This window comes from Thalassobacter sp. HA4-2, from assembly GCF_055693705.1.
On record NZ_JBVFUK010000001.1, the window covers coordinates 473,550 to 488,116 of the forward strand.

Sequence of the window (14,567 nt, forward strand, 5' to 3'; positions counted from 1 at the left end):
CGTGGGTATCATCAGCTATTTCACCCGTCACCGGACGCTGGCCAACCTGCTGCTGCTGATCCTGATTGCCAGCGGCTTTCTGGCCCTGCCCAATATGCGGGCGCAGTTCTTTCCAGATGTGATCGTGGAAAACGTCACCGTCAATGTTGGCTGGGACGGGGCGGGGGCCGAGGATGTGGACAGCGGCATCGTCAACGTGCTGGAACCAGCGCTATTGGCCGTCGAAGGTGTGACCGAGACCGAGGCGACCAGCCGCGAAGGCAGCGCCACCATCACACTGGATTTCGAGCCGGGCTGGGACATGTCCCGCGCCGCCGACGATGTGCAACAGGCTGTGGACCAAGTCACGGGCCTGCCGGACGAGGTCGACGACCCCGAGGTGCGGCGCGGCGCATGGCGGGACCGGGTCACGGACGTGGTGGTCACGGGGCCGGTGGGCGTGGACCAACTGGCGCGCTTTACTGATGAATTTGTCACACGGCTGTTTGCCGAAGGGGTCACGCGCACCACCATTCGCGGCATCGCGGCACCCGAGGTGATTGTCGAAGTATCCACCGCCAGCCTGATCCGTAACGACGTGACCCTGTCCGAGATTGCGCAGGCCATCGGCGCAGAGGCGGAGGCGGATCCCGCAGGGGATGTATCCGGCGCAAATGCGCGCGTCCGCACGGGGGTCGAGAAACGATCCGTGGCCGAAGTCGCGGGCGTTGTGATACGGCGCGGGGCGGACGGGGACGCCCTGACCGTGGGGGACGTGGCCATCGTACGCTCCGAAGGGGTGGACCGCGAGCGCGCCTATTTCGTGGAGGCCAACAACGCGATCTCGATCCGGGTGGACCGATCCGCCGCAGGTGACGCCATCGGCATCCAGGAAACGGTCGAAGAGGTCGCGGCAGAGATGCAGCTGGGCCTGCCCGAGGGCACACAGATCCAGCTGATCCGCACCCGGTCCGAGGCGATCACGGGCCGGATCGGTATTCTGGTCGAAAACGCGCTCTACGGTTTGGCGTTGGTGGTTGGCTTGCTGTTTTTATTCCTGAACGCCCGCACGGCGTTCTGGGTGGCGGCGGGTATCCCGGCGGCGCTGATGGCGGCGATTGCGTTGATGTATGCGGCGGGCCTGACGATCAATATGATTTCATTGTTTGCGCTGATCATCACGTTGGGCATCGTGGTGGATGACGCCATTGTGGTGGGCGAACATGCGGATTTCCGGCACCGACGCTTGGGCGAAGACCCTGTGACGGCGGCGGAAAACGCGGCCAAGCGTATGGCCCTGCCCGTATTTTCCGCCACCCTGACCACCGTGATTGCGTTTTTCGGATTGGTGGCCGTGGGGGGGCGCTTCGGTGATTTGATTGCGGATATCCCCTTCACTGTGATCGTGGTCCTGATTGCCAGCCTTGTGGAATGTTTCCTGATCCTGCCCAACCACATGGCCCATGCGCTGGCCCATTCGGCCAAGGAACACTGGTACGACTGGCCCTCACGCACCTTCAACAAGGGGTTCCGCTGGGTCCGCGAAACCCTGTTCCGCCCCCTGATGCAGATCGTGGTCAAGGCGCGCTATCCGGTGATTGCGGGCATTGTGGTCCTGCTGTCCCTACAGGCCGCGAACTTTATCCGGGGCGACGTGCAGTGGCGCTTTTTCAACGCGCCCGAGCGTGGGTCAGTGACGGGCAACTTCGCCATGGTGGAGGGGGCCAGCCGCGCCGACAGCATCGAGATGATGCGCGAGATGCAGCGCGCCACGGAGGCCCTGGCCGCACGCTACGAAGAGGAGTTTGGCCGCAACCCGCTGGCCTTTGTGCTGGCGGAAATCGGGGGCAATTCAGGCCGCGCGCTGGACAGTGCCGCCGATAAGGATGGCGACCTTTTGGGGGCCATCTCTATCGAGTTGATCGACGCCGACCTGCGCCCCTATTCCAGTTTCCAGTTCGTGGGCGAATTGCAGGACGAGGTGCAGCGTCACCCCCTGCTAGAGGAAATCTCGTTCCGGGGGTGGCGGTCCGGGCCCGGCGGCGATGCCCTGTCGGTGGAGTTTTACGGCGCCGACAGCGCCACGCTGAAACAGGCCGCCGAGGCGCTGAAGACCGAAGTCGCGCAGTTTGGCGAAGTCTCGGCGGTACAGGACAACCTGCCTTACGACAAGGACGAACTGATACTGGAGCTGACGGCGACAGGGGAACGTCTGGGCTTTGACATCGACAGTCTGGGGCGCGAGTTGCGCAACCGTCTGGGCGGGATCGAGGCTGCGACCTTCCCCGTGGGGCCGCGTACGGGCACCATCCGGGTCGAACTGCCAGAGGCAGAGCTGACAGCCGATTTCCTTGACCGCACTTTGATCCGTGCGGAAAACGGCACCTATGTGCCTTTGGCCGATATCGTGACAAGTCAGACCCGGTCGGGCTTTGGCACGATCCGGCGGGACAATGGGCTTCGGGTGGTCACAGTGACCGGCGACATTTCAGAGGATGACCCGGCCCGCGCCACCCAGATCATTCAGATCCTTGAAACGGAAATCCTGCCGCGCATTGCTGCCGAAAACCAAGTGGCGTTTCAGCTTGGCGGTTTGGCAGAACAGGAGGAGGAATTCCTCTCCGACGCCCTGCTTGGGTTCCTTTTGTGTCTGCTGGGCATCTACCTCGTACTGTCATGGATTTTCGCCAGTTGGACCCGGCCCATGGTGGTCATGGCCATCATTCCCTTCGGCTTGATCGGGGCGGTCTACGGGCACATCGCGTGGGACGTGCCTTTGTCGATCTTCTCGATCGTGGGGCTGATCGGAATGACCGGGATCATCATCAACGACTCCATCGTGCTGGTGACCACGGTGGATGAATATTCCGAGGACCGGGCGCTTGTGCCAGCCATCGTGGACGCGGCATGTGACCGGTTGCGGCCTGTGTTGCTGACGACGTTGACGACGGTTCTGGGTCTTATGCCCCTGCTTTACGAGACATCAGCCCAAGCGCAGTTCCTGCGGCCCACTGTGATCACCCTGTCCTACGGGCTGGGCTTTGGCATGGTGCTGGTTCTGTTGCTGGTGCCTGCGCTGCTGGCGGTGGGGTTTGACATGCAGAGACAGACAAAGGCGTTTCGCCGTGCGCTGCGCTTGCCCGCACGCGGGACGGGGCGCGGCTTTGGCATTGCGTCTTACGCTGTCGCAGCGCTGATTGCGGTTTGGGGGGCGCTGACCATGGGGCTGTGGCTGGCAGAGGGGGCATTGCCCGCACCTCTTGCCAACGTCCTGCCGATGGAGGTCGCAAGCACGGGCCAAGTGCTTGGCCTGTTCGTCGGGGGCGCGGCCACCATAGCGTTGACGGCTTATGTCTTGGGCGGGTTGACGATGATCCGGCGGCGTGCGGCCTAGCGGGCGCAGCCTTGGTATTCAACGGCGCGGTTGCCGCTGATCACGGTGAAACGCAGGGCGTCCCGGTCAATGGACAGGGCGCTGCCTTGGGGGACCATAAATTCGGTTCGGGTGGACAGGGTCGCACCCTCGCGGCGTACGTCGGTGTCGGTGATCCACAACCTCTCCGCCGCGCGCGCCATTTCCACGGCAACGTAGGGGGCGTTCCCGCGTGGTGCGGGCACCTGTGCGTTCAGCATCAGCCCCTCGTCACTGGGCCGGATGGAGCAGCGCACTAGGCCACGGCCGGGGCGCGGTTGGTTCGCCATCTGGGCCTTGATCGCCGCATCCACTGCGCCACCGGGATGCAGCACGGCATCTACCTTCAAGCGTGCGGGCAGGCAGATTGTCTCGCACACTCCAATATCCAAGGTTCCGCGCAGCCGGATCGGTCCGGCGCTGGTGGCCTGCAAGGTCAGGGGCAGGATGAAGTCGGTGTCGTAGCCCAAAGACGGCTCTCCGGCGGTGAGCACGACGCGCGGGGTAGGCCAGTGGTGCGCAATGCCGCTGAGGTTGCGAGAGCTTCGCCAGTCGAACTTTGGTGCAATGCCCGTGGCCCCAGGACTGCGCCAATAGGTCTTCCATCCCGGGGCGAGCGTGAACTTCAGTGCCGTGACATGGCGCGCACCATCCCGCCAGCCGGACAGTACCTGCACGGATATCACCTCGTCCACACTGGCCCATTGGATCTGGGCCGCGACGGGCAGGGGGGCGATCAAGGCCAATATCAGGGCTATTATGCGCATGGATTAGGCATAGCCCCCCGCGTTCCACGGGAAAAGACACGATCCGCGCGCGAAATCACACACAACCGTGAGCGGCGCGCGCTTTCCCCTATTGCGCGTGAGAAATAGACAGTACAACTGTCAACTGTGAGAGACACTTTGGCAAATAACCTGACTGGCAAATTGCTGATTGCCATGCCCTGCGTGACTGACCCCCACTTTCAGCGCAGCGTGATCTACCTGTGTGCCCATTCAAATACCGGGGCCATGGGACTGGTCGTAAATCACCGCGCCACTGGGGTCAGCGTGATGGATTTTCTCAAATCCATGTCCTTGGACCCCACGAACCTGTACAATCGTACGGTGCATGTGGGCGGCCCAATGGAGCCCGAGCGCGGCTTTGTCCTTCATTCGCCAGAGTATGACGCAGGCGCGGCCACGCTGAAGATCAATCGCGGGTTCTCGATGACCACCACGGATGAGGTGCTAGAGGATTTGGCCGCAGGTGTCGGGCCAAAGCGTTGGCTGATCACCTTGGGCTATGCCGGTTGGAAGGCGGGCCGTCTGGAGGCCGAGATCATGGAAAATATGTGGCTGACCCTGCAACCGGGGCCGGGACTGGTGTTTTCCGAGCGTGACAGTGCAAAATGGACAGATGCCCTGAACCTGCTGGGCGTTACGCCAGAGATGTTGTCAGGGGCGGCAGGTCACGCCTAGGTCCAGCGATCCAGTGCGGCTTCGTCCTCGTCGCGGGCGGCGACCCAACCTTCGCCCTTGCCTGTGGCTTCTTTTTCCAGAAGGGTGCGCGGGATTTCAGGTAATCCATCAGGAATTCGGCAGCAGCAAAGGCATCCGCCCGGTGGCGTGACGCAGTGGCGACCATCATGATCTGATCCTGTGCGTGCAGCCTTCCGTACCGGTGGATCACTAAAACGTCCGACAGAGACCACTTTTGCTGTGCCTGTTCCGCGATTTGGGTCAGGGCGCGTTCGGTCATGCCGGGGTAGTGCTCGATCTCCATGACCGACAGGCCGTCGGCCACATCGCGTACCATGCCTTGAAAGGTGACAATCGCGCCGGTGTCCGGGGTCTTGCCGAACTGCGCCAGCTCGGCCCCCAGATCAAAGTCTGCCTCTTGCACAAGAATCCGCATCAGCCACCTGTCATGGGCGGAAAGAAGGCGACCTCGCGGGCACCGGCCAGCGGGGTATCGAGGTCCACAAGGTCCTGATCCACGGCCGCGCGGATCGCAGACATATCCGCAAAGGCCACGGCATATCGTTCCTCGCGGGCGCGCAACTCCTCCAGAAGGTCGGCTACGGTTGCGGCTTCGGTCTCGACCACCTCGCGGGGCAAGCCGATCCGTTCCCGGACCCATGCGAAATAAAGCACGTCGATCTTCATGTTTCCCTCAAAAATGGTAGCGCCTTGCGGAAGTAGTCGAACCCCGTGATGGCGGTCAAAGCGGCGGCAACCCACAACAGCCCCGTGCCCAGCCACCACGTCACCTCGGCCCCTTGCAGGTTCCACAGCAGGCCAATGTCGTCGGGAATCGCGCCGTTGATGATACCGTCCACCGTCGCCTGATCCATGCCGATCGTCATGTCGAGGGCGTTGTGCTGAAACACGCCGGTGGCGAACAGGACAGCGATGGCGACCATCTGGGCGGTGGTTTTCCACTTAGCTAGTTTGGTGACGGCCAATGTGCCTGCCGTGTCGCCGAGAAACTCGCGCAACCCGCTGACAAAAACCTCGCGGAACAGGATGATCGTCGCGGGCAACAGGATCCAGGGGTTCATGCCCGAAAACCCGGTGATGACGCACAGGGCAATGACCACCATCGCCTTGTCCGCGATGGGGTCCAGCATGGCGCCGAATTTCGATTCCTGTTTCCACGTGCGCGCAAGATAGCCGTCCAGCCAATCGGTCAGGGCGGCGGATACGAACAGGATCAGGGCGAACCAGTCGGCATAGGGCCGGGCGAAGTACAAGAACATCACCGCAACGCCGGGGGCCGCGATCAGGCGCAGCAAGGTCAGGACATTTGGGATCGTCATGGGCATGGCTTGTGATACCACCCTTTGCCCCGGGAACAATCCCGATTAGCGGTTTGAAGGGGATGCCGCCCGAAATGCCCGCGCTATGAGGGGGGAAAGGCAGCCTCCAGCGCGATTTCCACCATGTCCGAGAAGGACGTCTGCCGCGCCTCTGGGGACATTTCCTCGCGGGTGATCAGGTGGTCTGACACGGTCAGAACCGACATCGCCCGCACCTTGTGCCGTGCGGCGAGGATGTAAAGCTCGGCCGTTTCCATTTCGACCGCAAGGATGCCGTGGCGGGTCATCACCTCGTTCAGGTCCGGGCGTTCGTCGTAGAAGGTGTCCGACGAATAGATGCCGCCCACGTGGATGGTGCTGTCCTTGGATTGTGCGGCTTTGTAGGCGGCGGACAGCAGGTGGAAATCTGCACAGGGCGCAAAGTTGAGCTCCTTGAAGATCGACGAGGATGGCGTTGCGATTGTCGTCGCCGTTTGCGCCAGGATCACGTCGCGCAGGTTGACGTGTTCCTGCATCGCCCCGGTGGAGCCAATGCGGATCAGCGTCTTGGCGCCGTACTCTTTGATCAATTCGTTGGCGTAGATCGACAGGCTGGGCATGCCCATGCCCGACCCGTGGATCGTGACCGGGTTCCCACGCCACGTGCCCGTATAGCCCAGCATCCCGCGCACGTTGTTGACCAACTTGGGATCGTCTAGAAACGTCTCGGCCGCCCATTTGGCGCGCAAAGGGTCGCCGGGCATCAAGACAGTTTCCGCTATTTCACCGGGTTGGGCGTGGATATGGGGGGTCATGGCAGGGTCCTGTCAGTTGCGATCATGGAAATAGTCGTGGATGGTTTCGGCCAGTGCGCCGCTGATCCCGTCAACGGCGCGCAGGTCGGCCAGTCCCGCGCGGGCCACGGCCTTGGCGGAACCGAAGTGGGCCAGCAATGCCCGTTTGCGCCCCGGACCCACGCCCGGCACATCGTCCAATGGATTCTTGGTGAAGGATTTCGCGCGTTTGGCCCGGTGGGTGCCAATGGCAAATCGGTGCGCTTCGTCCCGCAGACGTTGCACAAAATACAGGACCGGGTCGTTGTGTTTCAGGGCAAAGGGCCGCGCGCCGGGGCGGTAGAATTCTTCCTTGCCGGCGTCGCGGTCGATGCCTTTGGCCACGCCGATAAAGGGCACATCGTCCACGCCCAGCTCGCCCATGATCTCTTCCACTGCGCTGATTTGGCCTGCGCCGCCGTCGATCAGCAACAGGTCTGGCCAGGCGTCGGTCTGGCGGTCGGGGTCCTCTTTGAGCAAGCGTTTGAAGCGGCGGGTCAGCACCTCTTTCATCATGCCAAAGTCATCGCCGGGCGTGATCTCGTCGCCCTTTATGTTGAACTTGCGGTACTGGGATTTCATCAACCCATCTGGACCGGACACAATCATCCCGCCCACCGCGTTGGTGCCCTGAATGTGCGAGTTGTCGTAAACCTCGATTCGTTGGGGCGGGGCGTCCAGATCAAAGGCCTCGGCCAACCCGCGCAGCAGTTTGCCTTGGGTCGCAGCCTCTGACATCTTGCGGGCCAGACTTTCCCGGGCGTTCCGCGTGGCCCCGGCCACAAGGTCAACCTTTTCGCCGCGTTGGGGCACCAAGATCTCGACCTTGCGACCGGCCTTTTCCGACAAGGCTTGGGCCAGCAGATCGCTGTCCTGCACGTCATGGGACAGGATCAACTGACGCGGCACGTCCTTGGTGCTGTAGAATTGGCCCAAGAAAGCCTGCATCACCTCGGTCTCGGACACCTCTGCCCCGACGCGCGGGTAGAAGTCCTTGTTGCCCCAGTTCTGATTGGCGCGGATGAAGAACACCTGTACGCACGCCTGCCCGTGTTCCATGTGCAGGCCCACGATATCCGCCTCCTTCACGCCGCGCGGGTTAATGCCCTGCACAGACTGCACATTCGTCAGCGCGCGGATGCGGTCGCGCAGGGCGGCGGCGCGCTCGAACTCCATATCTGCGCTGGCCTGTTCCATTTGCGCGGCGAGGGTTTCTTGGATTTCGGTCGAATTGCCCGCAAGAAACTGTTCGGCGTCCTTGACGGTCTTGGCGTAATCCTCGGCGCTGATTTTGCCGACGCAGGGGGCGCTGCACCGTTTGATCTGATACAGCAGGCAGGGCCGCGTGCGTGTCTCGTACATGCTGTCCGAACAATTGCGCAGCAGGAACACCTTTTGCAGCTGGTTCAGGGTGCGGTTCACCGCGCCCGCGCTGGCGAAGGGTCCAAAGTATGTGCCCTTTTCGCTTTTCTTGCCGCGATGTTTCTTGATTTGCGGAAAGGCGTGGTTCTTGCCGATCAGGATATTCGGAAAGCTTTTGTCGTCCCGCAACAGCACGTTGTACCGGGGTTTTAGCTGTTTGATCAGGTTCTGTTCCAGCAGCAACGCTTCGGTTTCCGTGCGCGTGGTCAGGAACATCATGCTGGCGGTTTCGCGGATCATCCGCGCAATACGGCCAGAGTGGCCGTTCGGATTGGCGTAATTCGCCACCCGTTTCTTCAGGCTCTTGGCCTTGCCGACGTACAGCACCCGGCTTTCGCTATCCAACATCCGGTACACGCCGGGCGAGCCATCCAGCGTTTTCACATAGGCCGCGATCAGGTCGTGGCCGGTCAGCGGAGCGGTTTCAGTCATAGGGCGATTCCTTGCATTGGCTGCAATGATACGATCCTTGGCGCAAGTGTGAAGCTATCCACGTATTCTGTGGATAAGTCTGGGGGGCGTATGACAACCCCTTTGGAATCCCGAGGCTTTTTTACTTTTCTGTTACAATGCTTAATTTATGGGCATTATACTAACCTTCTGAAATTAATAATAAAAATAAATAAATTCTCGCAACACGCTGAATTTACGTATGATTTTCACGCTTATGTGAACGTCATGCGCCCCGGTGGACAATATGGCGCGCTACTCCACCCCAAGGACATCAGGGGTCTGCCAGGCCAGGTGTTGTCCGCCGTCGATACACAGAAGCTGCCCTGTCACCGCAGGGGCGTTTAGCAGATACTGCAGCGCGCCGGTGATATCGTCCACATTGGCCCCCCGCCCAAGTACGGTTGCAGCGCGCTGCTTGGCAAAGTGTTCCGCTGATTGCCGCCCGCCTTGCAGGGTGGGGCCCGGGCCAATGCCGTTCACCCTGATATCAGGTGCCAGCGCCTGCGCTGCGGTCTGGGTGAACGCCCAAAGGCCCATCTTGGCGATGGTGTAGGTCATGAATTCCGGCGTCAGTTTGCGCACGCGTTGGTCAATCATATTGACGACAAGGCCGCTTGCGATGGGCTCGCCTGCCGCATCCGTGGCGCCTGTCGGGCATTGGGCTGCAAAGGCTTGGGTCAGCATGACCGGACCGCGCAAGTTGGAATTTACATGCCGGTCCCAGCTGTCCCGGCTCGCGGTTTGCAGGGTGTCGTATTCGAATATTGACGCGTTGTTGATCAAGCACGTAAGCGGCCCGCCAAGCGCTTGCGCCGCGCGTGGAACGAGGGCCTCCATCTCATCGAGATCCAGCAGGTCTGCTTGGATGATCTCGGCCCGCTGCCCTGCAGCACGGACCCGTGCCGCCGTAGCCTCTGCCCCCTCGGCGGAAGATGCGTAGTGCACCGCGACGTCAAACCCCTCGGCCGCCAGTGTTTCCGCCATGGAAGCGCCCAAGCGCGCCCCGGCGCCGGTCACAAGTGCACGTTTTTGCATCGTAGTCTCCTCAGAACAGGAGGAACAGGTAGGCCGCATAAAGCCCCGTCAACACCACGCCCCATGTCCGGGTGATATCTTGTTTGAAAAACACAAACGGGATCAGCAACAGCGATGCGCCCAGCATGATCCAAAGGTCGAACGTCAGGAACGAAGGCGCCACAGGGATCGGGCCAACGAATGCCGCGACACCGATGATGCCCAGCAGGTTGAACATGTTGGATCCGATCACGTTGCCCAAAGCCACATCGGCGTGGCGGCGCAGGGCCGCCATGACGGTCGTGGCGAGTTCGGGCAGCGATGTGCCAATGGCGACCAATGTCAGGCCGATGATCTCGTCACTTATGCCGAACTCTTCGGCTATGAAGGTCGCGCTGTCCACCAATAGGTTCGCCCCAAACGGCAGGCCGATCAGCCCCACCACAATATAAAGAATGATGCGCCACCATGGCAGATCTGGGTCTGCGCCCTCCACCTCTTCTTCATCATTCGCGGCGCTCATATGGCGGCGAGCATCAAGGGCGGACCACGTCAGGATGACAGCCAGTGCGACCAATAAAATGGCGCCGTGCCACCAGATGAACACGCCGGTAAAACACAATCCGATGAATAAGACCGTGCCCAACATCATCAGGACGAAGTCCCGGTGTGTCTGGCATTTCGACGTCTCAAGGGTTGCAAGTATGGCCGGGATGCCAAGCACTAATAGCACGTTGGCGGTGTTTGACCCGACCACGTTGCCAAGGGCCAAACCAGGCACACCGTCCAGAATGGCTTGGACCGAAATCAAGAGTTCCGGCGCAGAGGTGCCAAAAGCAACGATCGTCAGGCTGACAATCAACGCGGGCAGACCCAAGCGCAACGCCAAGTTCACGGCCCCTTTGACAAGCGTGTCACCGGCAACCAGAAGGATCACCAAACCCAAAATGACTGTCACAATCGCAAATGCCATGGTTACTTCATCCTTTGGATTTGCTGTTTTTGCAGGGGCACGGGGATGCGCCGACCTTTGGCGCACCGCAAGCGCGGCAACGGCCACGCCCCAGTCGCTTGGGGTTGATTGCACCGATTCCCGGCAGGCGCAGGCGACCGAACATCGCCAGGATGGCCATGCCGATCAAGAAAAACGTAATGATCTTGAGCAGCATCGACTACAGGCCAAACCGAGCCCAATGGGCGCGATCCTCGATGGATGCCAAGACAGCGCCACCAGCCTGCGCCCCGAGCCTTTGCAACAGTGGACGTTTCTGGCCATGGCGGATGAATTTGACCTTATCGCCGTAAAGGTCGCGCATGACGTCCTCAAGGTGACCCACTCCGTCCACCAGCCCGACCTCAATCGCTTTGCGCCCCACCCAGATTTCACCAGTGAACAAGTCACGATCATCGCTAAGCCGTGTGCCGCGTGTGTCTTTCACATGTTGAATGAAACTATCGTGGATTTGACCCTGCAGGGATTTCAGACGCTCGATGTCTTCTGCGCGTTCTGGGCGGAATGGGTCCAGCATGGATTTGTCTTTGCCCGCCGTATGTACCCTGCGTTCTACCCCTTGGCGCGCCAGAAATTCATGAAACCCGAACGACGCTGAGATGACACCGATGGAACCGACGATAGAACTCTCATCCACATAAATGTCGTCGGCGGCGCAGGCCAACCAGTAACCACCGGACGCGGCCACATCTTCGACAAAGGCGTGCACCGGGACATCGTGTTCCTTCGCCAAACGGCGAATATGCCGACCGATCAGCGCGCTTTGGACCGGGGATCCCCCAGGGCTGTTGATGGCCAGCGCGACGGCCTTGGGTTTACCCTTTGTGAACGCCCGTTCCAAAAGGGGACGCAGAGCGGCGCCGGACAACCCGCCGCGGCCACCCGAGGCGATCACGCCCTGCAAACGAATGACGGCCACAGTGGGCGGCGTTTTGACAAAGGGGATCCAGCGTTTCATGCACAGGATGTAGAGTGATCAAAGGAGCGGAACAAGACGCGCGCGGGGTTATTCTGGCGCAACGGGGCTAGCGCACAATAAAATCGGCATGCAGCGCTCCGGCCGCTTTGATGGATTTGAGGATGTCGATCATATCGCGTGGGGATACGCCAAGGGCATTGAGACCTGCGATCACCTCCGACAGGTTTGCGCCTTCGCGAATTTCGGCCAAACCGATGCCTTCTTCTTCGTCCAAGGCGACATCCGTGCGTGGGACGACAATCGTTTCGCCATCGGCAAAGGGGTTTGGTTGCACCACAATCGGTTGTTCTTGGATGCGCAGGGTCAGATTGCCTTGGCTGACGGCGACGCGACTGATGCGAACGTCTTCGCCCATGACGATGGTGCCGGACCGTTGATCCACCACAACGCGCGCCCTTTGCTCGGGTTCGACACGAATGTTTTCCACGATGGACAAGGCATGGGCAGGCGAGGGTTGCCGCGTGCGCGCGATATCCAGCACGACCGTGCCCGCATCCAGCATGCGTGCGCTGCTGCGAAACTGGCTGTTGATGGCGCTTTCTATCCGCCGGGCCGTTGTGAAATCGGGCGACCTCAGTGCAAGGCGCAGTTGGGTCATGCCGGCAAAATCAAACGCCACTTCCCGTTCGACCCGCGCGCCGGAAGGGATCATGCCCGATGTCGGCACGCCTTGTGTCACCCGCGCTCCATCCCCTTCGGCCGTGGCACCGCCCGCGATAATGGTGCCTTGGGCGACCGCGTAGATCTGTCCGTCCGCTGCGGTCAAAGGGGTCATGATCAGTGTGCCGCCCAGTAGGCTGTCGGCGTCACCAATGGCCGACGCGGTGATGTCAATGCGGCTGCCGGACCGTGCAAAGGGCGGCAGACTTGCCGTGACGATCACGGCCGCCACGTTGCGCGGGCGAAACTGTTCTCCGGTGACGTTGACGCCGAGACGTTCCAGAATGCTGGTCATGATCTCTTCGGTAAAAGGGGCGTTGCGCAGGCCGTCCCCGGTGCCGTTGAGCCCAACAACCAAGCCGTATCCGATCAGGTCGTTCCCGCGGACCCCGTCGAATTCCACCAGGTCCTTGATCCGGATTGGATTGGCGGCAGCGCTGCTGATCGAGAAAAGAACCGCAAAGGTCAAAAGCCATTTTATCATCTTAGGAAATCCGTCAGTTTGAGGTTCGCGACACGGCTGGTGATCACATAGAGGGCTTCCAACTGGGTGCTGATTTGCTGCAACTCGGTCGCCGTTTGAAAAGGGTCGGCGGACAGCAAATCTGCGCGGGTTATATCCAGGGCTGTGCTTTCGCTGCGCAAGTTGGTCCCAATCCGGTCAATTAGTTCCTGAGAGCTGCCAACGCTGGCCTGCAACTGCAGAAACTGGTTGCCAGTGGAGATCAAATCTACGCCCACCTGAGCGATAACGTCCCGCCGTGCAGACCCAGTGTCGGGCAGAGAGGATGTTGGCAGCAAGGCCACTTTCGCCATGGCGGCCAAGCTGTCGCGCACCGCTTGCGTGTCTGCGGTGACTTCCATGGTGGTGCGGGTGTCCTCATTCAACAAAAAGGGGGACATCGGGCTGGTGCTGCCTTGAAAACCGCTGTTTTCAAAATCACCACCCGGGCCGAACCAAGCGTCAATCCGATCGGTGTAATCCTGGACGTCAGTCACACCGGTAACAACGGTTTGTAAGCTCGCAAGCATCGCTTCGGCATTGGCGAGGGGCGGCGTGTCTGTCGTTTGTCCAGAAAACACATGCCGCCCGCCCACAGCGAGGTTCATCGTGTTGATCAAACTGTCCATGCGAGACTGTGCATCGCCCGCTTTCACTTCGATCAGGCCGAAGGCACCAGACCCGGTCGTGGACATGATATCAGATGCGAAAGTCGCCACCGATTCTTGCGCTTGGGTCAACGCAGCCTGGGCGGCATCGAAGTACACGCCTGCTTCGTTCGTGGATCGCAAGTAGCTTTCATTGATACGGCTGGCGCGTTCGATGTTGCTGAGTACCGAAAAATCGTGCCCGACCGCCTTGGCCGTATCCGCCTGTAGCCCTGTCGAAAGCTCTTGGCTCAGGCGCGTGATGTCTGTTTTGGCGGCGCTGGATTGTCGGTTCAGCATAAATGCTGTGGACAGGTCACCTGTTGAAAAAATGCTCATGGCCTAGATCCTCGTCAATCGATCCATCATATCGCCGACCACTTCGACGATACGGGCATTGGCCGCGTAGGCCTGTTCGATCAACAACAGCCGTTGCATTTCGAAATCCGTATCCACGCCCCCGCGCAGCTCCTGTTCTTGCAGGGCGGTCAAGCGGTTGGATGTGAAGGCCTCGGCGGTGTCGGCTTGGTTGCGTTCGGAACTGACCAGCGACAGAAGGTCCGATGCTAGTCCAGCAGCTGTGCGCGAGGCAGTGATGAAGTCGCCGGATGCTTGGGTGCGAGATATGTTCAAGGCACCGATGTAGCGATCCAATTGCGCGCTGTTGCCGATGGCACCGGGTGTTGTCGCCCCAAGTCCGTCGCGCAACCGCCACAACGCCCCCCTGATCCGGTGAGACAAGGGCAGAGACGCTGAGACGCGACGCGAGGCCCACCTCGGTCAATGGATCAAAGGCAGCCCCTTGATCCGTGAACAGGCCCGGTGCGCCAGGGGCGCGCGTTGGGTCGAGGTCCGGTGCCTCGAACCGTTCA

14 protein-coding genes and 1 pseudogene are annotated in these 14,567 nt (G+C 60.8%); 2 read left to right on the forward strand and 13 right to left on the reverse strand.

From position 1 onward, the window contains the following. Position 1 precedes the first annotated feature (1 nt). Complete coding sequence (locus ACZ1G0_RS02335; RefSeq protein ID WP_472735465.1) at positions 2 to 3,373, forward strand: efflux RND transporter permease subunit; 3,372 nt, start codon at positions 2 to 4, stop codon at positions 3,371 to 3,373. Here the strand turns inward: ACZ1G0_RS02335 and ACZ1G0_RS02340 are convergent. Further along, on the reverse strand, positions 3,370 to 4,158 hold the full coding sequence (locus ACZ1G0_RS02340; RefSeq protein WP_472735466.1) for a protein-disulfide reductase DsbD domain-containing protein: 789 nt from the start codon (positions 4,156 to 4,158) through the stop codon (positions 3,370 to 3,372). The genes ACZ1G0_RS02335 and ACZ1G0_RS02340 overlap by 4 nt on opposite strands. A gap of 174 nt (positions 4,159 to 4,332) precedes the next feature. Between ACZ1G0_RS02340 and ACZ1G0_RS02345 the strand changes: the two genes are divergently transcribed. Further along, on the forward strand, positions 4,333 to 4,854 hold the full coding sequence (locus tag ACZ1G0_RS02345) for a YqgE/AlgH family protein (protein WP_472735467.1): 522 nt from the start codon (positions 4,333 to 4,335) through the stop codon (positions 4,852 to 4,854). On the opposite strand, the pseudogene ACZ1G0_RS02350 reads toward ACZ1G0_RS02345, so the two are convergent. The 12 genes and pseudogenes from ACZ1G0_RS02350 to ACZ1G0_RS02405 all read right to left on the reverse strand — a co-directional run bounded on the left by ACZ1G0_RS02350 (position 4,851) and on the right by ACZ1G0_RS02405 (position 14,403). Continuing rightward, positions 4,851 to 5,290: pseudogene (locus tag ACZ1G0_RS02350) on the reverse strand (molybdenum cofactor biosynthesis protein MoaE). The gene ACZ1G0_RS02345 and the pseudogene ACZ1G0_RS02350 overlap by 4 nt on opposite strands. Then, positions 5,290 to 5,535 carry a molybdopterin converting factor subunit 1 gene (gene moaD, locus ACZ1G0_RS02355; protein WP_472737759.1) on the reverse strand — a complete coding sequence of 82 codons (246 nt, stop codon included), beginning with the start codon at positions 5,533 to 5,535 and terminating at the stop codon, positions 5,290 to 5,292. The pseudogene ACZ1G0_RS02350 and the gene moaD overlap by 1 nt, the downstream one beginning before the upstream one ends. A 2-nt stretch (positions 5,536 to 5,537) precedes the next feature. Further along, on the reverse strand, positions 5,538 to 6,200 hold the full coding sequence (pgsA, locus tag ACZ1G0_RS02360) for a CDP-diacylglycerol--glycerol-3-phosphate 3-phosphatidyltransferase (protein ID WP_472735468.1): 663 nt from the start codon (positions 6,198 to 6,200) through the stop codon (positions 5,538 to 5,540). 77 nt (positions 6,201 to 6,277) lie between these two features. Then, a complete protein-coding gene (deoD, locus tag ACZ1G0_RS02365) occupies positions 6,278 to 6,988 on the reverse strand; it encodes a purine-nucleoside phosphorylase (protein ID WP_472735469.1) in 711 nt (236 codons plus the stop codon). Between the two features lie 12 nt (positions 6,989 to 7,000). Continuing rightward, positions 7,001 to 8,860, reverse strand: coding sequence for an excinuclease ABC subunit UvrC (uvrC, locus tag ACZ1G0_RS02370; protein ID WP_472735470.1), 1,860 nt, complete (start codon positions 8,858 to 8,860; stop codon positions 7,001 to 7,003). A gap of 273 nt (positions 8,861 to 9,133) precedes the next feature. Next, positions 9,134 to 9,916, reverse strand: coding sequence for an SDR family oxidoreductase (locus ACZ1G0_RS02375; protein ID WP_472735471.1), 783 nt, complete (start codon positions 9,914 to 9,916; stop codon positions 9,134 to 9,136). A 10-nt stretch (positions 9,917 to 9,926) separates the two neighbouring features. Further along, complete coding sequence (locus ACZ1G0_RS02380; RefSeq protein ID WP_472735472.1) at positions 9,927 to 10,868, reverse strand: calcium/sodium antiporter; 942 nt, start codon at positions 10,866 to 10,868, stop codon at positions 9,927 to 9,929. 7 nt (positions 10,869 to 10,875) lie between these two features. Further along, positions 10,876 to 11,064 carry a hypothetical protein gene (locus ACZ1G0_RS02385; RefSeq protein WP_472735473.1) on the reverse strand — a complete coding sequence of 63 codons (189 nt, stop codon included), beginning with the start codon at positions 11,062 to 11,064 and terminating at the stop codon, positions 10,876 to 10,878. 3 nt (positions 11,065 to 11,067) lie between these two features. Then, complete coding sequence (locus ACZ1G0_RS02390; RefSeq protein WP_472735474.1) at positions 11,068 to 11,865, reverse strand: S49 family peptidase; 798 nt, start codon at positions 11,863 to 11,865, stop codon at positions 11,068 to 11,070. Positions 11,866 to 11,932: 67 nt separating this feature from the next. Then, a complete protein-coding gene (locus ACZ1G0_RS02395; protein ID WP_472735475.1) occupies positions 11,933 to 13,030 on the reverse strand; it encodes a flagellar basal body P-ring protein FlgI in 1,098 nt (365 codons plus the stop codon). Beyond that, complete coding sequence (locus ACZ1G0_RS02400; RefSeq protein ID WP_472735476.1) at positions 13,027 to 14,034, reverse strand: hypothetical protein; 1,008 nt, start codon at positions 14,032 to 14,034, stop codon at positions 13,027 to 13,029. Before ACZ1G0_RS02400 ends, ACZ1G0_RS02395 begins: the two co-directional genes overlap by 4 nt. A gap of 3 nt (positions 14,035 to 14,037) precedes the next feature. Continuing rightward, a complete protein-coding gene (locus ACZ1G0_RS02405; RefSeq protein WP_472735477.1) occupies positions 14,038 to 14,403 on the reverse strand; it encodes a flagellar basal body rod C-terminal domain-containing protein in 366 nt (121 codons plus the stop codon). Between the last annotated feature and the right edge of the window lie 164 nt (positions 14,404 to 14,567).